This window comes from Streptomyces sp. SCPE 10, from assembly GCF_051980735.1.
Taxonomy (GTDB): Bacteria; Actinomycetota; Actinomycetes; order Streptomycetales; family Streptomycetaceae; genus Streptomyces; species Streptomyces misionensis.
This window is the reverse complement of sequence record NZ_CP197069.1, coordinates 4,909,839-4,933,944: the sequence shown is the minus strand read 5'-3', so window position 1 is coordinate 4,933,944 and position 24,106 is coordinate 4,909,839. Positions and strand designations below refer to the sequence as shown.

Genomic DNA, 24,106 nt, shown 5'->3' with positions numbered 1-24,106 from the left:
CCCCGGACGGCCACGCGGTGCCCGTGGCGGCCGGGGTCAGCGCCAGAAAGGTGCCAGGTAGCGGAGGTAGAGCCAGTCGCCGACGCTGCGCCGGCCGGCGTCCACCTCGGCCAGGCCCGTGGCCGCGGCGGGCGGCCGGTGCACGCGCAGCGGCACGCCGGTGGCGGGCAGCTTCATCGAGTCGAGCCCGGCGACCGGCGCGAACACCGAGAACGGGGCCTCGACCTGGGAGGTTTCCGAGCCGGTCACCCGGGCCTCGCCCAGGTCCTCGTGCAGCACGATGCCGCTGCCCCGCAGCCGCACCGTCGCGCCCGGGGTGACGGCGTCCAGGTCGGCGGCGCCCGTCGCCACGAACAGCACCCGACCGTCCCTCTGCACGAAGCCGCCGGAGACCGTGTAGGGGAGGGTCACCTCCCGCGCGATGCCGGTCAGGGCGGCGAGCACGACCAGCGAGACGACCCAGATCCGCCACCGGCGCGCCCCCGCGGCACGCGCCTCGGCACCGAGGCGCATGGCGCCCGAGTACAGGCGCAGCGCGAGGTAGGCCAGGCCGAGGGAGACGACGGCCGCGCCGACCAGTCCCATGGCCTCCAGCATGCTCTGCCACACCGTGAAGGCCATGGCGAGGACGTAGACCGGGAAGACCATGCAGGCCAGCCCGAACAGCGGAGCCCAGGGCACGCCGGGCAGGGCCCGCTCGTAGCGCCCGCCGAACAGCACCCGGGCCACCAGCCGCCGCGCGTCGGTCATCGACCGGTCCCGCAGGTGGGAGATGTCGAGGTGGCTCATGAGCGCGAGGTAGCCGTCCAGCTTGACGAACGGCAGCGCGTTGAAGACCCCCGAGACGAAGGTGGTCAGCGTGAGCAGCAGCAGCGTGTCGCGGACCCCGGGGGCGCCCCCGGCCAGTGCGACGACGGCCGCGGCGATGCCCGACACCCCGCCGATGGCGGCCTGGGTGGTGATGCCGGCGAGCGCGATCCGCACCCGCTGCCCGCTGCCCGGCAGCCGCCAGCCGTCCGTGACGTCGCAGAAGAACGCCGGGGTCAGATAGAAGAGCATGACGCCCATGCGGCTGGGCTTGCCGCCGTAGTGGCTGAGCACGATGCCGTGCGCCATCTCGTGCAGGACCGTGCCGACGTAGGTGACGACCACCAGGGTGACCAGCGTGGACACCGACACGGGATGGCTCAGCGCGTGGGCGAGCGCGGGCAGTTGGAAGGCCAGGCAGAGGATGCCGACGACCACCAGCGCCATCAGCGCCGCCGCCCAGGAGCGGTGTGCGAGCCGGGCGGCCAGCGGCCGGAACCGGGCCAGGAACCGCTCCGGGCGCACCACGGTGAACTGGAAGGTCAGCGGGGGCACGAAGGCGAACCTGCGGCGCCCGGCGGGTTTGCGGGCCGTGCCGCGCAGGAGTTCCATCCGCTGCGCCCGGGTCAGCCCCTCCCCCACCAGTTCGGGCGTCCACGGGGCGCCGAGCACGGCGGCGATGTCGTCGGCCGTGCGGGTGCCGTCGGCCGAGCGCAGCAGCCGCGCCATCCCGGCGCCCACCCGCAGGTAGCGGCCGGCGTCGAACTGCACGATCCAGGGGGCGCCCGCCTCGGCCGGCTCGTGCACCACCACGTCCTCGGCCAGGCACGGGTACCGCGGCAGCGGCGGCGGCGCGGCGGCCTGTGGCCGCGGGCGGTTCAGCGTCGGTTTCACGGCAGGTCCCGGCGCAGGAACAGGGTCCGGCCCGCGACCCCGGCGACGACGATCCAGACGGCGAGCACCACCAGGGCCCACGGGATGGGCAGCACACCGTCGTTGCCGCTGCGGTACACCGCGGCCATGGCCTCGTCGATGGTGAACCGGCCGATCTTCGGGGCGAGTCGCAGCAGGCCCTCGCTGACCAGCCAGGTGCTCAGCAGCAGCACGACGATCGCGACGACCTGCTGCCGGATGACGATGCCGAGCAGGCTGCCCCACAGGGCGCCCACCAGGATCACCAGCATCACACCGAGCAGGGTCCAGGTGGTGGTCGTCGTCCACTGCGGGTGCCATGCGCGGCCGGCCAGGAACAGCCAGGGGCTGGCCGCCGCCACGGCGCCCGCGGCCAGCGCGTACACCGCCCCGGTGCCGGCCGCGGCCACGAGCTTCGCGGTGAGCACCCGGCCGCGGCCGCCGCCGAGCAGCGCCGTCCGGCAGATCGCGCCGTTGGAGAACTCGCGGGTCACGGCGAGCATGGTGGCGAGGGCGGCGACCAGTTCGACCATGAACCAGCCCTGCACCAGCGTGGAGGTCAGGTCGGCCTCGGTGGTCGTGCCCTTGGGCAGCTGGTCGAGCGCCTGGGTGAGGTAGCCGGCGTCGGCCAGCACGCACAGCAGCGCCGCGGACAGGCCGAGCGCCCACCAGGCCCGCCCGGTCCAGATCTTGCGCCATTCGGCGGCGATGAGGTCACGCATGGCTGGGCTCCTTCGCCGCCGGGCCGACGAGTTCGAAGAAGCTGCTCTCCAGGCTCACCGTGCCGTTGCGGGTGAGGTCGGCGACCGTGCCGCTGTAGCGCAGGGTGCGTTGCAGGATCACGATGTCGTCGGCGGTCTGCTCCACCTCGGCGAGCAGATGGCTGGAGAGCAGGACGGTACGGCCCTCGTCGGCGAGGGACCGCAGGAACTGCCGCAGCCAGCGGATGCCGTCCGGGTCCAGGCCGTTGGCCGGCTCGTCCAGGATCAGCAGTTCGGGGTCGGCCAGCAGCGCCGTCGCCAGGGCGTGCCGCTGGCGCATCCCGGTGGAGAAGCCGCGCAGCTTGCGGTGGGCGTCGTCGGCCAGCCCGACCCGTTCGAGGACCTGCTCCACGCGGGAGCGGCCGAGGCCCAGGGTCCTGGCCCAGATGTTCAGGTCGCCCCGGCCGGTGGCGGCGTTGGAGGGCCCGATGCCGTCCATGCCGACACCGACGCGGTGGGCGGCGCGCGGGAGCTGCGCGTACGGGTGGCCGAACACCGTGGCCCGACCGGCGGTGGGCCGGGCCAGCCCGAGCAGCATGCGCAGGGTCGTCGTCTTGCCGGCGCCGTTGCGGCCCAGCAGTCCGACGACGCGGCCGGGTCTCACCTGGAAGGAGACGTCCTCGACCGCTGTCACCTCGCCGTAGCGCTTGGTCAGACCCTCGATGTCGACTACGTCCGTCATGCTCAGGTCCTCCCCCGGGCCCGGAGGAAGAGGCCGACACCGGCGATGATCAGCAGCTCCACGCCGATGCAGACGAGGAGGGAAGTGGTTCGCGTCCGGCCTGAGGTGAGGGCCGAGATGATGCCGGGCGCGGCCATGACGGCGACGATCCAGAAGCCCGCGAGGGCCCACGGAAAGCCGCGGGAAGCGGCCTGGGACATTGCGCATCTCTCCTTGGAGTGCTGGGCGGCACGTATATTTCCCGGGGAGGCCCTGGCCCGGATGCAACGCGACTGCATCCGGGACAGGGCACTCTCAGGGGCCGGCCCGCGTCAGGTCGCGACGACCGACGTGATGACGAGCGAGCTGTAGGTGGCGCTCACACCGGCGGACACACCGAAGCTCACGAGGAAGCTGTTCCACCAGTCGGGGGCCTCCATGCCCTCCAGCTCCTCCATGTCCAGCTCCTGCATGGACAGTTCGAGGGCGGAGTTCTTGTTCTCCTGCATCGTTCTTCACCTCCTTCCGGTGCCTTCGGGGTGGTCGGGCTCGAGAAGCCGTGGTCCGTGGGACCCGGGCTTCAGGAGACTCAGGTCGCCAGCGTCACGAGGGACACGTACGAGACGACCCCTCCTGCGCTCAGCCCGCTGACGAGGCTCACCACGTCAGTCCAGCCGAAGGGCGCGTCGAGCGCCTCCAGCTCCTGCATCTCCAGCTCGTGCGGCTCCAGCTCCTGCAGCGCCAGCTCGAGCGGCGCGGAGGGACCCTGGTTCTTGGCGGTCTGCATCTTCTTCCTCCTCTCCCGGTGCGATGCCTGGTGGTGCGTCCGTCAGCGGGGGCTGACGGAAGTCTGTGCGGCACGGGGCCGGCGGGGCCGGGCGGTCAGCGGGTGGCCAGGGCCGGCGCGCCGACCGCTTCCGCCATGACCTCGTGCACGTCGGCGAGGGTGAGGGCGCCGAGCGTCGGCAGTCCCTGCCCCCAGGCCCGGACGGTGGCGCGGGCCACCTCGGCGACGCGCTCGGGCGGTGCGTCGAGGGATCGCCGGATGCCCCAGTCGTCCAGCAGGGCGTCGATCCCCGCGGCGGGATCGTCCACCGGACCCGGTACGGTCCGTGCGGCCGACACCGCCCGCCACAGCCGCGCCAGCCGGGGCGCCGAGCCCCAGCGGGGGTCCGGCCGGGTGATCCGCCGCCACAGCGGGGGCAGCAGGGCGGCGGCGGCCGTCATCTTGCGCACCCCGAGGGCGGTGGACAGTTCGTTGGCGAGGTACCAGCCCTTGCAGGCGCACGGGTCCCGGCCGAGGTTGAGCCACGGCTGGTGGCTGAGCCCGCTCAGCTTGGCGATCTCCAGCCGAAGGGCGTCGCCGGGCGCCGTGCCGTCGGCGCGGGCCGCCGCCACCTCGTCGCCCAGCCGCACCAGCCGCCGCAGCAGGGTCTCGGCGAAGGCGTCCTCGGTCGGCAGCTCGCGGTGGTCGCCCGCGTACATCCCGGCCAGCCGGAACAGCACCTCCAGGACGCCCTCGGCGAGCAGGTCGCCGGGCAGGGTCCGGGTCGCCACGGCGTCGTAGACCGCGACCTCGGGCTGGAGCCCGTTGCCCAGCACCAGCCGCTTGCCCTCGGGCGTCGACAGGCAGACGGCGCCGCTCAGTTCGCTGCCGGTGCCCACCGTCGTCGGCACGGCGACCAGTGGCACGCGGGGCGCCGAGTCGGCCGACAGCAGCACGAGGCCGCTGCGCTGACGTACCGTCAGACGATCGCCCACGGCCGGGTCCGAGCCCAGCAGCACGGCGAGTTTGGCCTGGTCCAGCAGGGATCCGCCGCCGATGGCGACCACGAACTCGCGGTCCACGAGGTCCGCCGCGAGACGGGTGACGCTCGCCAGGTCGCCGGGGCCCGACAGGACGATCCGCTCGGTGTCCCGGTCCGCCCAGGCCGCGCGCTCGCGCACCCGGGACTCGGCCTCGCCGTCCGCCACGGCCGCGTCGACGAGGATCGTCAGCCGCCGGCCCGCGTGCCGGGTCAGCCACTGGGAGAGGCCGTCGAGGCCGTACGCCACCCGGGTCAGCGGATGCCTGCTCAGGCTCCAGACCGGCTCCATCACACCGCCTCCGTACCGGCGGCCGTGGCGGAGGCCGTACCGGCGTGCGCGTCCACCCCGGCCCGCACCCGGTCGAGCAGTTCGTCCAGCTCGGCGTCGGTGTAGGTGAGCGCCGGCAGGATCTGCACGCCGGACACGCTGGGGTGCACGAGGGCACCGGCCCGCCGGATCGCGGCGACCACGTCGGCGACCTGGTCCTGCGGCAGCGGTGAGCCGTCCGCCAGGCACAGCCGGATCGAGCGGAAGCAGCCCGCTCCGGTGGTGCCGCTCACCCGGGGATGGGTGGCGACCAGTTCGCCGAGCGCCGCGTCCAGCCGCGCGGACAGCCGGCGGGCCGAGGCGACGGCGTCCAGCCGCCGCATCTCGGCGAGGGTCGCCAGCACGGCCGCGCAGGTCACCGGTGTCCCGGCCTGGGTCTCCCCGTGCACGAAGACGTCCCCGGAGGCGTGGAAGGCGTCCGCCACCGCACGCGACACCAGGACCGCCGCCGCCGCGCAGGTGCCGTTGGTCAGGCCCTTGGAGGTGATGAGCAGGTCCGGGGGCGCGGGCCACTGCTGGGAGGCGAAGAGGCTGCCGACCCGGCCGAAGCCGGTGGCCACCTCGTCGGCGACCAGCAGGAAGCCGTACCGCTCGCGCAGTTCCAGCAGGGTCCGCACGTATGCGGGGGTCAGCGGCACCGCGCCGGTGCCGAGGACCGGTTCCACGACGACGGCGGCGATCTGCCGGCCCTGCCGTTCGGCCAGCGCCCGTATCTCGTCGGGCTGGTTGGGGGCCACGTGCCGGACCAGCCGCTGGTCGACCCCGTAGACCGGCTGGCCGAGGTTCTCGCCGGTGAGGGCGAAGCCGCCGAAGGTCAGGCCGTGGTAGCTGTCCCGCAGTCCCACCACCAGCTTGCGGGAGCCCTCGCCGCGCAGCGCGTGGTGGTGCCGGGCCAGCTTCATCACCACGTCGTTGGCCGCGCCCCCGGAGGTGGAGAACAGCACCCGCCCCCAGTGGTCCGTGCCGGCCGCCTCGACGAGCGCCCGCGCGGCCTGCCGGGCCGGCAGGTTCTCGTAGCGGAACACCGAGAGGTACGAGGCCTCCCGCAGCGCCCGCGCACAGGCGTCGGCGATCGCCTCGTTGCCGTACCCGAGGTTGGCGTTCCACAAGCCGCTGGTGCCGCACAGGAGTTCACGTCCGTCGAGGAAGCGCACCCGTACGCCCCGCGCGGAGACGGCGCACAGTTCGTCGTCGCCGTGCAGCGCGGTGTCCAGCAGCGACGGCCACAGTTCGGTCATCACGCGGCCTCCGCCTCGATCAGGACGTCCACGTGCCGGGGGCCGCTGGCGGGCAGCGTGTGCCAGGCGACGACGGGCAGTTGGGCGGCCGCGAGTTCCCGCTCCAGCCGCTGGGCGGCGAGCACCCGGATGGAGGTCGTCAGCACCTCGATCCGGTCGGCCGCGGCGGCCTCGCGCTCGGGCGGCAGGATCGTGACGCCGCGCGCCGGGGCGCCGGGCGGCCAGTGCTCGATCATCCGGTAGCGGCGGCCGCTCGCCCCCTGCACCTCGAAGTCCAGGTCGGCATCGGCCCCGGCGTCCGCGGCGCGGTCGACGGTGGACAGCAGGAACGTCCCGCCGGGCCGCAGATGGGCCCGTACCGAGGCGAGCAGTCCGGCCCGGCCGGCGTCGTCGAGCAGCGACACGGAGGTGGTGCCGAGCACCACGAGGCCGTAGGTGCGCCCCAGGTCGAAGGCGGACATGTCCCCCTGGACCGGCGCACAGCGGGCCCGCGCCCCGGCCGGGAGCGTCGCGAGCCGCTCCCGCAGCAGGTCCAGCATGCCTTCCTTCAGCTCCAGCGCGGTGACCTCGCGGCCGAGCGCGAGCAGCGGCAGCGTCAACCGGCCGGAACCCGCGGCGAGTTCGAGGATCGGTCCGGTGCCGCCGCGGGCCACCCGCAGCAGTTCCCGGATCTCGCTGGTGTCGGTCGCGGCCAGGTCGTGGTAGACGGGCACACCGGCCTCGTCGTACAGGTCGTGCAAGGCCACCCGGTCCCCGTATCCGGCCAGCACCCGCGCGGCCAGGCCGGGCGGTGACAGCGGCGTCGCCGTGGTCATACGCCCACCTCCGCCGGGGCGTCGGCCGTGGCGGGCAGCAGGGGCGCGCCGCGTTCGGCGAAGAAGTCGAGGACCTGGCGCACCGCGGCCCCGTCCGCCCCGTCGGCGGCCGACGCCGGGTCGCCGTGCACGAGCAGCCGCTCCGCCGTCCGCGCGGCCCGGCCGCCGAGCCGGAAGGTGCGCTCGTGCCCGGGCACCCGGACGTACGCCGCCTGCGGGGTCCAGGCCAGGAAGGGCACGGCGGGGTCCTGGGCGTCGTACGCGCCGCTCACGTCGGCCAGTTCGGCCGCGAGGCGTCCGCCGAAGCCGGAGATCCGCACGTCCGAGACGCCGTGCACCTGGAGGTCGCGCAGCATGTCCAGGGCGGCGAGGTACCGGCCCAGCCAGGGCCGTTCGGCCACGGCGGGCCCGCGGACGGCCTCGGGCACGGCGCGGCCGAGGGCCACGGAGGGGGCGGCGGCGGTCGCCGCGGTCCAGGCGGCGGACAGGTCGGCGGCGCTGTCGCCCGCCGTGCCCAGCCGGGTGCCCTGCGGGGAGACGGACACGGCGCCGTCGGCCGCGACCCAGAGCCGGGTGCCGGGGCCGTCGTCCGGTGCGGCCTCGCCCAGGGCGCCGAGGTCGGCGATCTGCACGGCCGGGCTGACCGCGAACGCCTCGAACTCGCCCGTCCCACGGGCCCGGTCGGCGTCGGCGAGGAACGCCTCGAAGTCGGGTTCGCCGGCCACCCGGACCAGGGTGGTCCCGAGCAGCGACATGTAGGGGCTCGTGCCGTAGTCCTGCACCTGGAGGAAGATGGCGCCGCCGATCGACGCGTCGCCGCCCGGTTCGCTGAGCGAGCCCTCGAAGCCCACGACGGTGGCGCCCGACGGCCCGTGTTCCTCCCCGTCCTGGTCGCCCGGGACGAGCACGAGAGTGCGGGGGCCCACGACGTCCGAGGCGAGCACGGCGGGCAGCTGGGCGGCGTCCTCCAGGACGACGGTCGCGCTCCCGCCCCCGGCGGTGCCGCCGGCGAGCGGCCGGCCCGTCGCCCAGGACCGCAGGTGCCTGCCCGTACGACTGATCAGAGCCTCATTCACCGGAGTTCCTCCGCTCGGCGCCGACCGCCGCGAGGATCTTCTTCAGATCCTCCATGGCGGCTTTCGGGCCATAGAGATTGCACACACCCGTCAGATTGAGCACGACTTCCTGAACGCCGGCCATTCTGAATTCGTCAAGCTTTTTGGCGACCTGTTCCTCGTTGCCGAAGACAAATGCGCCGGCGTCCGCCATGAGGCGTCCCGCGGATTTCGGATCGAGGTTGGAGAAATCGATTCCGGCACGCCCCAGCATGTCGATGTAATGCGGGGCCTGCATATGTCCAGAATTGCTCGCGAGGACGAACTCGGCCACGTCCCGCCCCGGCCGCTCCAGCGCGACGGGCACCATCGCGGTCACCCGCGGCGCGGTCCGCCCGGCCTTCTCGGCGCCCTCGCGCAGCGCGGGGCGCACGACCTCGTCCAGGTAGGCGGCGGGGGTCAGCCAGCTGACGGCCACATCGGCGATCTCGCCCGCCAGCCGCGCCATGCCGGGCCGCAGCACCCCGAGCCCCAGCTCCACCGGCGGGGCCATGACCGGCCCCATCTGGGCGTGGCACGAGTAGTACTCGCCCCGCACGTCGACCACTTCGCCGTCGAGCAGCCCCCGCACGATGCCCAGGTACTCCCGCACCGCCGTGAGCTGGCTGCGGTACGGCGCGCCGAGCAGGCTCTGCTGGAAGGTCCTGGCGCCCGGCCCGAACCCGGCGACGACGCTCTCGCCGGTCGCCATGGCCAGGGTCTTGACGAGGTGGGCCGCCTCGAAGGGGTGGCGCAGCGGCATCAGCGTGACCCCGAGCCCGGTCGGCACCCGGAATCCGGCGCCCGCGACGGCGGAGAGGGTCTGGAAAGGCTCCATCAGCATGCTCTGCCCCTGCCAGAGCCGCCGCGCTCCCGTCCATTCGACCAGGGCCGCATAAGGCAGTACCTGCTCGGGCCGTCGCTGCAGGAAAGGAACCAGTACGGAGTATTCCACTTGCTCTCGCCCCCCTTCGCGGTGTGCTCAGACACTTTCACACCGGGGAGCTTTTATGGAGACGTCGTGCTTGCAGCTTCGTGCAAGTGGCCTTGCACGAAGCTGCACATCACAACGATCTGCCTTTCCGCCCCTGTACGGCCGACCGCGGACCGCGTTCCACCGTGCGCCGGCAGGCGGCGTGGTCGGGGAGGATTCCGGCGGCGCGGGCGTCGGCGAGCGAGGGCGCCGCCACGCCGGAGGGCGCGGCGGCGGCTCCCGGACTCATCCGGTGAAGTACCCGGCGAGGTCCGCGATCAGGTCCACGTTCCCGGCGTGGTTGTAGAGATCGACCTTTCCGTTGGTGACGGGGACGACGACGAGGTTGGGGATGGTCTCGCCCGCCGTGAAGTTGAGGCTGGAGGCGGGGGTCGGCCTGGGGACGCCGTCGGGGTAGACGGTGACGTAGCTGGTGGTCGTCGGGCGGACCGCGGTGACGTTCAGGACGACGGCCGTGGCGTCGACCGGGACACCGTTGTGTCCGCCCACGGTCAGCGTGACCGTGCTGTCGGCCCCCACGGTGCCCTTGCGGACGCCGGTGCCGTCACGGGTGTCCATGACCCGGACCGGTCCCGCGTTGTGCTCGACGGAGCCGGTGGCGCTGAAGTAGCCGCTGATGTCGGCGATCAGGTCCACGCTCCCGGCGTTGTTGTAGAAGTCGACCTTTCCGTTGACGACGGGGACGACCACCAGGTTCGGGAACGTCTCGTTCGCCCAGAAGTTGAGGTTCGAGGCGCTGGTGCGCGTGGTCCCGTCGGGGTAGACGGTGACGTAGCTGGCCTGCGTCCCCCGCGTCGCCGTCACGTTCATCACCACCGCGGTGACGCCGCTGGCGGGCAGTCCGGCCTTGCCCGCGACCTGGAGGCCGACCGTGCCGCCGGGGCCCACCTTCGCCTTCGGCACACCGGTGCCGTCGCGGGTGTCCATGAGCCGCGTCGGGGTGACGCTGGTGAGCTTGGAACCGCTTCCGTCGCTGGTGTAGTAGCCGGTGATGTCGGCGATCAGGTCCACGCTTCCGGCGCGGTTGAAGAAGTCGACCTTGCCGTTCACGACGGGCACCGTCACCAGGTTCGGGAACGTCTTGCCCGCCGGGAAGTTGAGGTTGGACGCGCTGGTGCGCGTGGTGCCGTCGGGGTAGACGGTGACGTAGCTGGTGGCCGTCGCGTTGGTCGCCGTCACGTTCACGACGACGCCGGTGACCCCGGTGGTGGGTACCCCGGCCTTGCCGGTGACCTGAAGGGTGACCGTGCCGTTCGCGCCGACCTTGGCCTTTGCGACACCGGTGCCGTTGCGGGTGTCCATGAGCCGCGTCGGGGTGACGGGCTTGAGCGTGCCGGTCGGCGGCACGACCGGGTCGGTCACCCTGACGTCGCTCGCCTTCACGTACGCGAGACGGTGGTTGTAGCGGATCGGGTAGTAGGTCGTGTCCCCCGAGACGACCAGGCAGTCCGGGGTGCCCGAGCAGTTGATGTCCTCGGCGTAGTAGAAGTCGCCGTTCACCGCCGCCAGCGCGGTGTAGGACTGCCCCGGCTGGATCGTCGCGTCGTCGAGCGGCGTCACCTGCTGGCTCGCCGCGGAGGCCAGGTCGCTCAGCTGGGCGGGGTAGGCCGAGGTCTCCGGGTAGGCGCGCCCGTACACCGCGACGGCCGACGACCCGGCGGGGGTGATCAGGTGCCGCGCCGTACCGGTGTTGGCCATGGTGTAGGCGCCGCCGGGGTTGTAGAACCACGCCTTCTGGCCGTCGTACCAGATGGCCGTCCAGTCGCCCTGCACCGCCGCGACCACGAAGGTCTGGCCGAAGGGGGCCTTGTCCGTCCAGTCCCAGCCCTGCGTGGTGCCGGTGGGCGCACCGTCCGCGGTGAACTTCGGGTCGGTGAGCAGCGCGGCCGTGGAGGACGGACCGGTGCGCAGGTAGACGAAGTCGGCCGGGTTGGCCGGGCAGGCGGTGGTGGACGAACCGCACCCGGTCAGGGTGGGTTCGTAAGTGCTGCTCCACGGCGGGGTGATGGTGACCTCGCCGCCGGCCACGGGCATGCCGTTGCCGTTGGGGAAGGCGCCGAGCAGCGTCAGGTAGTGGCTCCAGTTCCACCACGGGCCCGGGTCCCAGTGCATGCCCTCGTAGTAGGCGCCGAGGGGACCGGTGACGTCGTCATGGCCGATGATGTGCTCGCGGTCGAGCGGGATGTCGAACTTCTTGGCGAGGTAGCCGACCAGGGCCACGGAGGACTGGTACTCCTGCTCGGTGTACCAGGTGCCGTAGTCCAGCGCGTAGCCCTCGTGCTCGATGCCGATCGAGTGGTCGTTGACGTACTTGTTGCCGGCGTGCCAGGCGATGTCCTTGGTCGGCACCATCTGCGTGACCGAGCCGTCGGCACCGATCACGTAGTGGGCGCTGGCGTAGGTCGACGGCTCCTGGAACGAGCTGATCGCGGACGCCGCGGTGCTCTCGGTGTCGTGGATGACGATGGTGTCGACGGCGTCGCCGTCCGCCGGACGGTTCGCGATGTCGTAGTTGCCGTAGTCGCTCTGATCGGTGCCGCTGTTGAGCGCGTAGGCGGCGGGGGTGAACGTGCAGACCAGCGTGGAGGGGCACTCCGTCGCCGGCGTGTCGGTGGTGCCGCCGGTGGTGAACGAGGCCTGGCGGATCGCGGGCTTCAGGTCCGGGCTCACCGAGGCCGACCGGTGCGCCGGCACGGAAGGGTCGGCCGGCAGCGTCACCTCCTGGTCGTCCGTGGTGACCCGGTGCGCTCCGGCCCGCATGGTCGCGAACACCCGGTCGGCGAACTGCTCGGCGACCTGGGGCTGGGCGGACTGGCTGTAACGGGCCACCGCCGGGTACCACCGGCCGGGGTCGGACGGCAGCGAACCGGCCGACGCGCGCTCGTAGGAGGCGAGCAGTGCGGCGGCGCCGCGTATGTTCTGCCGCGTCGAGGTGCGCAGCGACGCCTGGGAGGTCTTGACCAGCGAGGCGGCCTCGTCGAGGGTGCGCATCGCCGGGGTGATCCGCTGCGACGCGTTCGCGCTCGACGTGGACGTGTCGCTCGGGGTCGATGTGGCGGACCGCTCGGCGTGGTGGCGCAGCGCCCTGGGGTCGTCGCCGTACCCGCGCGTCTCCGGGCGGCTCTCCCGCCCCCGCTTCAGATCGGTCGCGCTGACCGAGGTCAGGCCCATGACGTTGTAGTTGCCGGTGACCGAGGGCCGGCCCTGGTGCGACTCCCACAGCGTCATCTGGTACGAAACGGCCATCAGCACACCGGCCGGCACATGGAACTCGGCGGCGGCCGACGTGAAATCGGTCTGGAGGGAGTGCGCGGGCCGTCCGCTCAAGGCGGCGGTGCCGGTGTGGCCACCGTCCGCTCCCAGAGCCGTCGTCGCGAGCACGCCTGCCACGAGCCCTCCGGTGGCGAGTCCACTCGCCACGCCGAGCCACAGCCGTGCCCTGGGTCTGCGATGTCTTGAAAGCAAGAAGGTACCCCAATCGGCCAATACGGGACATTCGCCAGCGAGAGTGCGGGCCGGCGGGGCGGGGTCTGCCGGAACAGAGCGCGGTGTCGCATCCGCGGATCGAGCGGTCACGGGAGCGCTGCCGACCCACCTGTATGTACAGCGTCAAGAGGCGGGCAAACATCACGCGCATCAGCAGGTCCGGGCGGCCATGTCACGACCGGATCGGTGGCGCTGCCGGTGCGGAGGCCCGGACGACGACGAGCGGGGCCGGCCGAACCGGCGACTGGTGTCACAGGTTCGGCCGGCCCCGCTCGTGTCGACGGGACTTCGATGTCCGGGTCTACGGCCGCTCGGCCGCCAGCAGCGTCGGGAACGCCTCGTGCAGGGCGTCGCGCCAGTCGCGGATCGGCTCGATGCCGGCGGCTGCCCAGCGGCCGTGGCTGAGGACGCTGTAGGCCGGCCGGGGGGCCGGGCGGACGTAGGCGGCGCTGGTGGTGGGACGGACCCGCTCGGGATCCGCGCCGAGCAGCCGGAAGATCTCCCGGCTGAGGCCGTACCAGGTGGTCTCGCCGCCACTGGTGCCGTGGTAGATCCCGGCGGGAGCGGTGCCCGCCAGCGCGGAGCGTCCGAGGCGGACGAGCCGGTCGGCGAGGTCGACGGTCCAGGTGGGCTGGCCGCGCTGGTCGTCGACCACGTCGAGGGTGTCCTTGACGCTTTCGAGCTTGATCATCGTGCGGACGAAATTGCCGCCGCCCGCGCCGTACAGCCAGGCCGTGCGTACCACGTAGCCCGTGTCCGCAAGCGTGCTCAGCACCGCCTGCTCGCCGGCCAGCTTGGTACGGCCGTAGGCGCTGCGCGGCGCCGTCGGGGCGTCCTCGGCGTACGGAGTGGTGCCGTCGCCCGCGAAGACGTAGTCCGTGGAGACGTGGAGCAGCCGGGCACCTGTCTTGGCGCAGGCCGCCGCCAGGTTCCGGGCGCCGTCGCCGTTGATCCGCAGCGCGTCGGCCTCGTGGGTCTCCGCGTCGTCCACGGCGGTCCACGCGCCGCAGTTGACGACCACGTCGGGCCGGCGCTCCGCGACGGCCTCGTGCACCGCCTCCGGGTCCGTGATGTCCAGATCCCCGCGGGTCAGGCCCACGCCCCGCACGCCGTCGGCCGTCAGACGGGCCAGGACGTCCTTGCCGAGCATTCCGCCCGCGCCGGTGATCAGCCAGGTGGATGTCACAGTGCCGCCCGCTCCTTCAGAGGCTCCCACCAGTCGCGGTTGTCCCGGTACCAGGCGACGGTCTCCGCGAGGCCCGTGGCGAAGTCCTTGCGGGGTTCGTAACCCAGTTCCGTCCGGATCTTGGTGCAGTCCACGGAGTAGCGGCGGTCGTGGCCCTTGCGGTCCTGGACGTACTCGACGCTCTCGTCCCAGTCGGCGCCGCACGCTTCCAGCAGGAGGGCCGTCAGTTCCTTGTTGGACAGCTCGGTGCCGCCGCCGATGTTGTAGATCTCGCCGGGCCGGCCCTTGGTGCGCACCAGGTCGATGCCCTGGACGTGGTCGTCGATGTGCAGCCAGTCCCGGACGTTGCCGCCGTCGCCGTACAGCGGGACCTTCTTGCCGTCCAGCAGGTTCGTGATGAACAGCGGGATGACCTTCTCGGGGAAGTGGTGGTGCCCGTAGTTGTTGGAGCAGCGGGTCACACGGACGTCGAGGCCGTGGGTGCGGTGGTACGACAGGGCGATCAGGTCACTGGACGCCTTGGCCGAGGAATAGGGGGAGTTGGGCCGCAGCGGGTCGGTCTCCGGCCAGGAACCCTCGTCGATGGAGCCGTACACCTCGTCGGTGGAGATGTGCACGAAGGTCTTGATCCCGGCCCGGTGCGCGGCGTCGACCAGGGTGTGCGTGCCCACCACGTTCGTGCGGACGAACTCCGCGCCGCCGTCGATGGAGCGGTCCACATGGGACTCGGCCGCGAAGTGGACCACCTCGTCGTGTTCGGCCATCAGCTTCTCGACCAGCTGGGCGTCGCAGATGTCGCCCTGGACGAAGCGGAAGCCGGGGTGGGCGCGCACCTCGTCGAGGTTGGCCGGGTTGCCCGCGTAGGTGAGCTTGTCCAGCACGGTGATCGCCACGTCACCCGGGCCGGACGGGCCGAGCAGGGTGCGGACGTAGTGGGAGCCGATGAAACCGGCGCCGCCGGTCACGAGGATCCGGGTCGGGCCGGCGGAAGGAATGGTCATGAGGAGATCTGCACCTTGCTGTGGTCGCCGAGGACGAGACGGTGGGCTGCGGGATTGCGGGGCGCGGGGGTGACCTGGACGTTGCGGCCGATGAGCGACGTCTCGACCCGCCGTACGCCGGTGATGGAGGACTCGCGCAGGACGATGGAGTACTCGACCTCGCTGTCGTCGATCCGGCAGTCCTCCGAGATGGAGGTGAAGGGGCCGATGTAGGAGTCGCTGATCACCGAGCCGGGGCCGATGATGGCGGGACCGACGATGCGTGAGCCGCGCACCTCGGCACCGGCGTCGATCCGCACGCGGCCGATGATCTCGCTGGAGGCGTCGACGGTGCCTTCGACGCTCGGCGTGAGCGTCTCCAGGACGGAGCGGTTGACCTCCAGCATGTCGGCGACGTTCCCGGTGTCCTTCCAGTAGCCGGAGATGGTCGTCGAGCGGACGTCCTTGTGCTGGTCGATCAGCCACTGGATGGCGTGGGTGATCTCCAGCTCGCCGCGCCAGGAAGGCTCGATGCTGCGGACGGCCTCGTGGATCGCGGGGGTGAAGAGGTACACGCCGACCAGCGCGAGGTCGCTCTTGGGCTGCGCCGGCTTCTCCTCCAGCCCCGTGACCCGGCCGCTCTCGTCGAGCTCGGCGACACCGAACGACGTCGGGTTGGGCACCCGGGTCAGCAGGATCTGCGCGTCGGGGCGTTCCGTACGGAACTCGTCGACGAGCCCGTTGATGCCGCCGACGATGAAGTTGTCGCCGAGGTACATCACGAAGTCGTCGTCGCCCAGGAACTCCTGCGCGATGAGCACCGCGTGGGCCAGGCCGAGCGGCTTGTCCTGGGGGATGTAGGTGACGTTGATCCCGAGCGTCGAGCCGTCACCCACGGCTTCCCGGATCTCTTCGGCGGTGTCACCGACGATGATCCCGACGTCTTTGATGCCGGCGTCGGCGATGGCCTCCAACCCGTAGAAGAGCACGGGCTTGTTGGCGACGGGCACCAGCTGTTTGGCCGATGTGTGCGTTATGGGACGCAGGCGGGTGCCCGAGCCACCGGAGAGAACGAGAGCCTTCATGAGGGGCATCCTAACCAGGGGCCTGTCAAGCAACTCGCCGCACGTTCCGTCACATTTCTCGGAACCATCTCATGAAGTTTGTGATCTGTTTGTGTCCGGGCTGGTGGATTTTTGCACTGGCGGTAAGACCAGCACACGTTAGCCTTACCCGAACGTGTGCTGGGCGGCGAGGTGAGCCCGGCCGTCACGTAGTCACTCCCAGTAACTGAGGCGGAAGAAGAGACGTGCCGATCAAGGTGAGCGTGGTGATCCCGGTCTACAACCCGGGCAAGTACATCGAGGACTGCATCGCCTCTCTTCTGCGCCAGAGCCTGCCGGACGACGAGTATGAAGCGATCTTCGTCGACGACGGCTCCACCGACGAGACACCCGAGCGCCTGGACCGGCTCGCCGCCGAGTACCCGCACATGCACGTCATCCACCAGGAGGGGTCCGGGTGGTCGGGCAAGCCGCGCAACGTCGGCATCGCGGCCGCCAAGGGCGAGTTCATCCAGTTCGTGGACAACGACGACTGGCTGGGCGACGAAGCCCTTGAGCGCATGTACAACTACGGCGTGGAGAACAACGCCGATGTGATCGTCGGCAAGATGGCCGGCAAGGGCCGTCCGGTCCCGCTGGAGCTGTTCCGCAAGAACCGCCCGCACGCGAACGTCGAGAACGCCCCGCTGATCGACAGCCTCACCCCGCACAAGATGTTCCGGAAGGCGTTCCTGGACAAGCACAACCTCCGTTACATGGAGGGGCGCCGCCGCCTGGAGGACCACGTCTTCGTCACCGAGGCCTACCTGCGGGCCGAGAACGTCGCCGTGCTCAGTGACTACCTGTGCTACTACCACGTCAAGCGCGAGGACGCCTCCAACGCCGGTTTCCAGCGCTTCGACCCGGTCGGCTACTTCAAGAACCTCCGTGAGGCCCTCGACGTCGTCGAGAAGCTCACCGAGCCCGGCCCGCTGCGCGACCGGCTCTTCCGCCGCTGGCTGCGCAACGAGATGGTCGAGCGCATGCGCGGAAAGCGTCTGCTGAATCTTCCGGAGGACTACCGGCAGGAGCTGTTCGACGAGATCCACAAGGTGGTCGTCGAGCGCTTCGGGCCCGGCGTCGCGGCCGGTCTGCAGCCCACGCAGCAGATCGTCGCCGCCCTGATCTCGGCCAACCGGCTCGCCGACGTCGAGGAGTTCGCCCGGTGGGAGTCGGAGGTCAAGCCCACCGGCGTCCTCGAGAACCTCGGCTGGGAGAACGGCGAGCTGACGATCGGCTTCACCGCCGAGTACCAGTCGAACGGAGAACCCGTCGTCTTCCGCACCGACGGCGACAAGGACCTGCTCGCTCCGCCGTTGCCGCAGTCCAGCCTGGACACCATCGCGATGCTCGGCGCCGACACCACCGCCCCGTTGGACAAGTCCAAGGTGGACCTCGTCGTGCGCGAGCGGGAGACGGCCGCGGAGTTCTTCCAGCCCGTCGAGCTGACCCGGGAGAAGATCGCCGTCGAGGGCCGGGAGGGGGACTTCCGGCAGGTGCTGCGAGCCACTTCCCGGATCGACCCGCTGTCGGCGGCGAACGGCGCCGGGCTCGGGGCCGGCATCTGGGACGTCCTCATACGCATCACCTCCTGCGGCTGGACCAAGGAGACCCGCCTCGGGGCCGTACGCGCCGAAGAAGCGGAGCGCGGGCGCGTCGCCGCCCTGACCGGCTCCCCGGCGCATCTGGTGCTGCCGTACTGGACCGACCCGTACGGCAACCTCTCGCTCGACATCGACCAGAAGACCAAGCGGATGTCGCAGGAGTTCGCCGGTCTGACCCCTGACGACGTCACCGTCACGGCGAACCCCGGCCGTCTCACCGTCGCCCTGCCGCTGCGCGTCCAGGGCGAGACCAAGGCGACCCTGAAGCTGACGGACATCGGGACCAGCCGTGCGGTCGACACCCCCGCCACGCTGACCGCCCGGGCCTCCGGCGACGCCGAGTTGAGCGCCGACCTGCCGCTCGGCGAGATCGCGGGCGGCCAGTGGCGGCTGAAGCTGGTCCTGCCCTCGGCCGGAGCCGGCAAGCCGGTGCCCCTCCCGCTGGTGCTCGCGGCGTCCGCCAAGCGCCGTGTCGTGATCAAGACCCCCGCCGCCGCTGCCGCCGACGCGGCAGCCGGCCGGCCCGCCTCCCGTCCCGCCGCGCGGCGTTCTCTGCTGCGCCGCGCGGCGGGGAAGCTCAAGCGGGCACTGAAGAAGTAGTCGAACCACGCAAGCAAGGAACGGAAACATGCGACCACTGGGCATCGAGGGCGCCTGGGTGCTGGAGCCCAAGGTCTTCCCCGACGAGCGCGGCAGCTTCCACGAGTGGTTCCGGGGCGCCGACTTCCGCGAGGCGACCGGACACGACCTCAGCCTCGCCCAGGCCAACTGCTCGGTCTCCAAGCGGGGCACCCTGCGCGGCATCCACTTCGCCGACGTCCCGCCGAGCCAGGCCAAGTACGTCAAGTGCGTGCGGGGCGCGATCGTCGACGTCGTCGTCGACATCCGCGTCGGCTCACCGACGTACAAGCAGTGGGAGGCGGTGCGGCTCGACGACCAGGACCACCACGCCCTCTACCTGTCCGAGGGCCTCGGCCACGCCTTCTTCGCCCTGACGGACGACGCGACGGTGGTGTACCTCTGCTCCGAGGGCTACGCCCCCGAACGCGAGCACGGCATCAACCCGTTGGACCCCGACCTCGCCATCGAGTGGCCGGCCGGCATCGAACCCCTGCTGTCCCCCAAGGACAAGCAGGCGCCGACGCTCGCCGACGCGGAGGCCCAGGGCCTGCTCCCGGCGTACGAGGACTGCGTCGCCTACCGCAGGACGCTCCGCGGCGACTGACCGCCGTTCAGGTCCGTGACGGGCCCTTTCGTGGAAACACGGAAGGGCCCGCATCTTTGTCCCTTTAGTGTTCGTTGGGGAACGCAGAGGGGTCGAGTGCCTTCCTCCTTGGTGAAGAAAAAACCACAGGCGAGGAAACCAGGGACTGAGTGGTATGGGCTTGACCAGCGAGACGACCGTGTACGTGATGGCGGCCGTGGCCGCCGTGTGTGTGGCGCTGTTGGTCTGGCTCTGGCCACGGCTCGCCAGACACGGCTTGTGGCAGGTGCTCGGGCGGCTGGCGGCGGTCGGGGTGACCCAGGTGACGATCGTCGCGGCCTTCGGGTGCTGGCTGAACTCGTCGTACCAGTTCTTCGGTTCCTGGAGCGAGCTCTTCGGCAACGTCGACACCGCTCCCGTCGGCGTCAGCCAGGCGGACGCCCGCGACGGCGCCGGGACGGTGACCGGTGTCTCCGTGAAGGGGGCGCTGATACAGCCTGCCGGCGACGAGCAGCTGCGCCGGGTCAGTGGACTGCCCACCGGCCCCGCAGCGGTCAACGGGCGGGTCGAGTCCGTGAAGGTCGTCGGCCGCCGCACGGGCGTGGTCGACCCGGCGTTCGTCTATCTGCCGCCGCAGTACTTCCAGAAGGCGTACCACAGACAGCGGTTCCCGGTGATCGTCGCGCTCAGCGGCTACCCCGGCAGCATCTTCAATCTCGCGCAGTACCTGCGGGTGTCGCAGACCGCGGGAGAGCTGCAGAAGAGCGGTCAGATGCAGCCGACCATCATGGTGATGATCCGGCCGACGATCGCTCCGCCGCGCGACACCGAGTGCGTGGACGTCCCGGGCGGACCGCAGACCGAGACCTTCCTGGCGAAGGACCTGCCGGAGGCCCTCAAGTCCGTCTACCGGGTGGGCCACGACGCCAGCGCCTGGGGCGTCATGGGCTACTCCTCCGGTGGCAGCTGCGCCCTGCAGCTGACGATGCGCAACCCGCACGTGTACACGACGGCAGGCGCCCTTTCGCCCGACTACGAGGTCAAGGACGACCCCACCACCGGCAATCTCTTCGGGAGCGGGCCGGACCGCGTCAACCGGAGGAACGGGCACGACCTGATGTGGCGGCTCAAGCACCTTCCCGCGCCCCAAGTCTCCGTCCTGGTCGCCGACAGCAAGCACGGCGAACGCGGCTACCCCCAGACACTGGCCTTCATCAAGGCCGTCAAGGCACCCATGCGCGTGGCGTCGATCCTCCCCGACCACGGCAGCCACAACTTCCCGACCTGGGTGAGGGAGATGCCGGCCACCCTGAAGTGGATGAACCAGCAGCTGACCTTCCCCCAGGACGTCGTGCCCCGGCACCACAAGAAGCCGGCCCACGCCACGGTACGCGCCTCGGGCCCCGAGCCCACCGAGACCGCCGCCACACACAGGTGACGCACGGCCACTACCGCTTGGGCCCGTGAACGCGCACAGCCCGTCCCGCCGACGGGCCCATCCGGCACATTCCGTCCCCCGCGCGGACAACAAAGGCCGCCCAACCCGCTCCACCGCAGGTCAGACGGCCTTTCGCCGAACGGATCAGACGTTGAACCTGAACTCCACCACAAGGCCGTGACCTGCGGAAATGCAGGCGCATCCCAGCACGATCCCAGCACGGGATGCGCGACAAAGTACAAGAACACCGAAGATCGCCAACGCTACCCGGAAGCGCCCGAACACGCCTGAAGTCTGCGGAACTTCTACGAGCTCCACATCAGGCTCGCGCCACCGCACCGAACCTCGCAAAGCAGCACAGCGCTCGCGCTCACTCGCGGTCTCCCCGGACGCCAGCGGCCAGCTCCGACGCCTGGCCGCCTCCCAGAATGTACGTCCAGACCTCAGGGCCGGCGCGAGCATCCACGGGTCCCGTATACCCCCGGTTTGGCGGGGCATAGTCAGAAGCTTCCGCGCTGTCGCAGGTCAGCCTGCGTAGCTCAGCGGGTGGAGCAGGCGCCTTCTAAGCGCTTGGCGGCAGGTTCGAGTCCTGCCGGTGGCGCCCAAACATGGCTGGTCAGGGCTCTCTCGGACCGCCAGCGGAGAAACGGTGCGCGCGGTACTGCGCCGTTCGTTCAGAGCGTTGGATTCCGTGCTCCAGAGAGGGGCAACGTGGATCAGCTCGGCATTCAGCTGGCCGAGGTGAGACGCGCCAGGCCCCCCTTCTCCAGCTCGTGCACCACCAGCTCCTCCATCACGTGTCGCTCCCTGGCGGAGGCGTAGGCGAGGTCGTGCAGGGCAGCAGCACGCCTGGCGAAGTCCCGCCTCACCGCATCGGTCGGCCAGGGGATCTTGTAACGGGAAAAGTCCTTGCGCCTCATCGCGCGGGCCTGTTCACCCTGCGTAACGGCCGTCAACTCCCGCCTCCGGTAACGCAGCGAGTGCAACAACCACATCCGATCGACCTCGGACTCCGTGTAAATCGCGAGCGTCCGCCGACCTGGCACTACCGGGGTAGTAGTGAGCACGGTCCGCACCTCCCCGGGACGGGGCGCGATCAAGAGGCTGCCGGACGGGCATACAACCTCCGCTTGCGCCACGGTGCGTGAAGTCACTGCACCCAGATGTACTGTCTTGCAGTTCAGTACTTCGCGGGGAGACACCCACGGCATAGCCGACTGCTCGCTGTCCGGCAGAGACTGTGCCGCACCAGCCGTAACCTGACACACTTCGCCCACTGCACGCTCGGTAGCGGGACCTTGCCCGCACGTCTGCAGCGCCTCCATGAAATGCGCATCCGCTAGTTCCGTCGCGCAAGACACAATCCGGGTGTTCAACGCATTCTTGCGCTCAGCAAGCGAGATCAGCGAAAGCAGCCTCTCCCGCACCGGCGCTGGAGGCACTGGCACGGGAAGTCGGTTGAGTGCCTGCAGAGGCAAGGTCATGTGCTCGGCGTTCGACGAGGACAGCGTGAGATAGCTCTGGCTCTGCGAGGTCTTCAGCCACCATCGAAGCCACAGATCCCATTGTTGGGCGCGGCCCTCTGGTGTCCAGCGGACGACCGCGAGCGACCTGGCGACATTCCATCCTGCGTGCTCCTCCCCTGCAACTGCCGCCTCCCCCACGCGCCCCACGAGCACGACAAGGAGGTCCCCAGACCTCAGCGTGCTGCGTGGGTGGCGTTTGGCCACCTCGGGAGGCACAAATGTGAACTCCTGGACATGCACACCTCCCTCGACAATCTCTGTGGCGCGGATCATAGGGATTCCGCCGGATGCCTTCTGCTGTCGCGCAATTCCGTAGGCGGCGTACTCGACCCCAGGGAACTCACGCAACTCAACGAGGGGCCACGGAGTGGGGACATCATCCGATTCTGTAGTCATGCCTGCTCTCCAGGGCATCACGGACTCGGTTCCTGGCTGCGGCGCTACGATCCATGCACTCATACAGCTCGGTCTTCCGGTTCCGGTCTCCGTCACTTGAATGCAACTGCGCGGTGCCCCCGTTCCGTACGTAGCGTGCGGGAGTCAGATCGAAGCCCGCCTCAGCGATTTCCTCGTACCTCGCCGCACGGCACCATGGGACGGATTCAGGGTCCCCCTCGCCCTCACGGCGTCGAAGTCCCTGCCATTCACCGAAGATCTGCAGCAGGCGTTCGGCCGAGTCCTTTGCGAAGTGGCGCCGCTGCCCCTCCTTCGCCGCTGGCAGTTTCCCTGCATCCGCGAACAAGACCTGATCGGAGTGCGGCCGCTCCCCTTTGGCCAGCAGCCACAGCGCCGTGCTCGCGCTGGCGTGCGGAAAGAGCCACGTCGGCAAGGCCACGACGCCCACGACCAGACCGTTCTCCAGCAGCCCACGGCGGATCAGTCCGTCGGTGCTGTTGCTGCTGTGCGCCGCACCGGAAGACAGCAGAACGACGGCCCGTCCTTGTGGCGTGAGATCGGCAAGGATGTGCTGGACCCAGGCGAAGTTCGCGTTACCCGGACGTGGCACGCCCAGGGTCCACCGCCAGTCGTCCTTCAGTTCACCGTGCCCCCAGTCCCGCTGGTTCACAGGAGGGTTGGCGACGATCACGTCGGCCGGTATCGGTGAAGTGCCGGCCCTGAGGGTGTCAGCTCCTTCCTTGCCGAGGTCGGCAAGGAATCCGTGCAGGGCGAGGTTGACGGCTGCGGCATAACGCGCCGTCCGGTTGATATCCGCACCGGACAAGCGCACTTCACCCCCCTGTGCCCGAGCCCGGTGTGCGGCGGCGCGCAGCAGTCGCCCGCTGCCGCACACCGGGTCCCGAACAATCTCGCCTCCTCGGGGAGCGGCCAGCCCCGCGAAGAGGTACGCCAGGTCGTTTGACGTGAAGTAGTCATCGCCACGCGCATAGCGTGTCGAGTACGTGTCGAGGAGCACGTCAAGGAGCCTCGGGTCCGGATCCAGCTGCCGCACCTCCACGATCAGCTCACGGAGGGCCGGGTCGATGAGCTCGAAGGGACGGCTCACACCTTCGTCGCGATACGCAGGAAGACTGTGGGCGCGAGCAACGGGCGTACGCGGCCACACTGCGCCGAGCCTGGCCCCCGCTGACTCCGAACCCGGCCCCCACAACCGGTCCGCCTCCGCCAGTGATCCATGGCGGGACCAGCAGTGAAGGTAGACCACTTGAAAGGCAAGCCGGTACGTCGTCGCGGCATCGGCGACGCTGCGTAGCTTCTCGACGGCCCGCAGCACTCGCCGGTACTTCAGCCGCCCCTCTTCGTTCGCCCATTCCTCCTGGGTCACGACGACCTCAGCCAGGAGACGACCGCCAGCCCGATGAGAACAGTGGCTCCGCAGGCGGCACCACCGTTCTGGATGGCCGTAACGACCTCTCCCGCGCCCACGAACTCGAGGATGCCGGCCACGAGCCCCACCACCACGGACGCCAGGACGACCACCACCAACAGCAGCGCTCGCTGCGACATGCCACAACTCCCTCGGTTCCACCAGCAGTTAGCAGTTCTGCGGTTCGTTCCGCGGACTTGAAAGTAGTGGCCTGCCGCACCTCACGTCTCGCAGCACGGGAATTTGCTTTTGCCGTAAGGCGGTCGGGCGCAGCCCCTGCCGACCCCGCGAAGGACATCCGGTCGGGCAGACGACCGCCCCGGCAAACAGACGCTT

General features: G+C 70.7%; 21 protein-coding genes. 3 read left to right on the top strand and 18 right to left on the bottom strand.

All coding sequences use genetic code 11. The features are described from left to right. Positions 1-36: 36 nt before the first annotated feature. From mpaP to ACSP97_RS22900, 15 genes are all read right to left on the bottom strand, one after another. A complete protein-coding gene (mpaP, locus tag ACSP97_RS22970; protein ID WP_440554050.1) occupies positions 37-1,701 on the bottom strand; it encodes a daptide biosynthesis intramembrane metalloprotease in 1,665 nt (554 codons plus the stop codon). After that, a complete protein-coding gene (locus tag ACSP97_RS22965) occupies positions 1,698-2,441 on the bottom strand; it encodes an ABC transporter permease (protein ID WP_440554048.1) in 744 nt (247 codons plus the stop codon). Before ACSP97_RS22965 ends, mpaP begins: the two co-directional genes overlap by 4 nt. Next, complete coding sequence (locus ACSP97_RS22960) at positions 2,434-3,162, bottom strand: ABC transporter ATP-binding protein (RefSeq protein ID WP_355530230.1); 729 nt, start codon at positions 3,160-3,162, stop codon at positions 2,434-2,436. Before ACSP97_RS22960 ends, ACSP97_RS22965 begins: the two co-directional genes overlap by 8 nt. A 2-nt stretch (positions 3,163-3,164) precedes the next feature. Continuing rightward, on the bottom strand, positions 3,165-3,362 hold the full coding sequence (locus ACSP97_RS22955) for a hypothetical protein (RefSeq protein ID WP_070026970.1): 198 nt from the start codon (positions 3,360-3,362) through the stop codon (positions 3,165-3,167). Positions 3,363-3,473: 111 nt separating this feature from the next. Further along, entirely contained in the window at positions 3,474-3,650 is a 177-nt protein-coding gene (locus ACSP97_RS22950; RefSeq protein ID WP_167381432.1) for a daptide-type RiPP, read from the bottom strand. Positions 3,651-3,730: 80 nt separating this feature from the next. Further along, entirely contained in the window at positions 3,731-3,928 is a 198-nt protein-coding gene (locus tag ACSP97_RS22945; protein ID WP_070026971.1) for a daptide-type RiPP, read from the bottom strand. A gap of 95 nt (positions 3,929-4,023) precedes the next feature. After that, on the bottom strand, positions 4,024-5,238 hold the full coding sequence (gene mpaC, locus ACSP97_RS22940) for a daptide-type RiPP biosynthesis dehydogenase (protein ID WP_440558471.1): 1,215 nt from the start codon (positions 5,236-5,238) through the stop codon (positions 4,024-4,026). After that, positions 5,238-6,515, bottom strand: coding sequence for a daptide-type RiPP biosynthesis aminotransferase (gene mpaD, locus ACSP97_RS22935; protein ID WP_391869720.1), 1,278 nt, complete (start codon positions 6,513-6,515; stop codon positions 5,238-5,240). Before mpaD ends, mpaC begins: the two co-directional genes overlap by 1 nt. Next, positions 6,515-7,330: a daptide-type RiPP biosynthesis methyltransferase gene (gene mpaM / locus ACSP97_RS22930; RefSeq protein ID WP_440554044.1), complete on the bottom strand. Its 816-nt coding sequence runs from the start codon at positions 7,328-7,330 to the stop codon at positions 6,515-6,517. Before mpaM ends, mpaD begins: the two co-directional genes overlap by 1 nt. Then, on the bottom strand, positions 7,327-8,406 hold the full coding sequence (mpaB, locus tag ACSP97_RS22925) for a daptide biosynthesis RiPP recognition protein (RefSeq protein ID WP_440554042.1): 1,080 nt from the start codon (positions 8,404-8,406) through the stop codon (positions 7,327-7,329). Before mpaB ends, mpaM begins: the two co-directional genes overlap by 4 nt. Further along, a complete protein-coding gene (locus ACSP97_RS22920; RefSeq protein WP_440554040.1) occupies positions 8,399-9,379 on the bottom strand; it encodes an LLM class flavin-dependent oxidoreductase in 981 nt (326 codons plus the stop codon). Before ACSP97_RS22920 ends, mpaB begins: the two co-directional genes overlap by 8 nt. Positions 9,380-9,643: 264 nt before the next feature. Continuing rightward, positions 9,644-12,808, bottom strand: a complete 3,165-nt coding sequence (locus tag ACSP97_RS22915) for an N-acetylmuramoyl-L-alanine amidase (protein ID WP_440554038.1) — start codon at positions 12,806-12,808, stop codon at positions 9,644-9,646. A 397-nt stretch (positions 12,809-13,205) separates the two neighbouring features. Then, entirely contained in the window at positions 13,206-14,054 is an 849-nt protein-coding gene (gene rfbD / locus ACSP97_RS22910; RefSeq protein WP_440558470.1) for a dTDP-4-dehydrorhamnose reductase, read from the bottom strand. 32 nt (positions 14,055-14,086) lie between these two features. Then, on the bottom strand, positions 14,087-15,091 hold the full coding sequence (gene rfbB, locus ACSP97_RS22905; RefSeq protein ID WP_355145927.1) for a dTDP-glucose 4,6-dehydratase: 1,005 nt from the start codon (positions 15,089-15,091) through the stop codon (positions 14,087-14,089). Continuing rightward, on the bottom strand, positions 15,088-16,155 hold the full coding sequence (locus tag ACSP97_RS22900; RefSeq protein ID WP_355145925.1) for a glucose-1-phosphate thymidylyltransferase: 1,068 nt from the start codon (positions 16,153-16,155) through the stop codon (positions 15,088-15,090). Before ACSP97_RS22900 ends, rfbB begins: the two co-directional genes overlap by 4 nt. Before the next feature lie 224 nt (positions 16,156-16,379). Between ACSP97_RS22900 and ACSP97_RS22895 the strand changes: the two genes are divergently transcribed. From ACSP97_RS22895 to ACSP97_RS22885, 3 genes are all read left to right on the top strand, one after another. Beyond that, positions 16,380-18,377, top strand: a complete 1,998-nt coding sequence (locus ACSP97_RS22895; RefSeq protein ID WP_440554036.1) for a glycosyltransferase family 2 protein — start codon at positions 16,380-16,382, stop codon at positions 18,375-18,377. Between the two features lie 28 nt (positions 18,378-18,405). After that, positions 18,406-19,002, top strand: coding sequence for a dTDP-4-dehydrorhamnose 3,5-epimerase (gene rfbC, locus ACSP97_RS22890; protein ID WP_355530254.1), 597 nt, complete (start codon positions 18,406-18,408; stop codon positions 19,000-19,002). Positions 19,003-19,156: 154 nt separating this feature from the next. Further along, positions 19,157-20,419 carry an alpha/beta hydrolase gene (locus ACSP97_RS22885; RefSeq protein ID WP_355145919.1) on the top strand — a complete coding sequence of 421 codons (1,263 nt, stop codon included), beginning with the start codon at positions 19,157-19,159 and terminating at the stop codon, positions 20,417-20,419. 728 nt (positions 20,420-21,147) lie between these two features. On the opposite strand, the gene ACSP97_RS22880 is transcribed toward ACSP97_RS22885, so the two are convergent. From ACSP97_RS22880 to ACSP97_RS22870, 3 genes are read right to left on the bottom strand one after another with little or no spacing between them, the layout of a single operon-like run. Then, positions 21,148-22,341 (bottom strand): hypothetical protein, encoded by a 1,194-nt coding sequence (locus ACSP97_RS22880; RefSeq protein ID WP_440554033.1) that lies wholly within the window; start codon positions 22,339-22,341, stop codon positions 21,148-21,150. After that, on the bottom strand, positions 22,322-23,728 hold the full coding sequence (locus tag ACSP97_RS22875; protein ID WP_440554031.1) for an N-6 DNA methylase: 1,407 nt from the start codon (positions 23,726-23,728) through the stop codon (positions 22,322-22,324). Before ACSP97_RS22875 ends, ACSP97_RS22880 begins: the two co-directional genes overlap by 20 nt. After that, positions 23,725-23,910 carry a hypothetical protein gene (locus ACSP97_RS22870; RefSeq protein WP_207824155.1) on the bottom strand — a complete coding sequence of 62 codons (186 nt, stop codon included), beginning with the start codon at positions 23,908-23,910 and terminating at the stop codon, positions 23,725-23,727. The genes ACSP97_RS22875 and ACSP97_RS22870 overlap by 4 nt, the downstream gene beginning before the upstream one ends. Positions 23,911-24,106 lie beyond the last annotated feature (196 nt).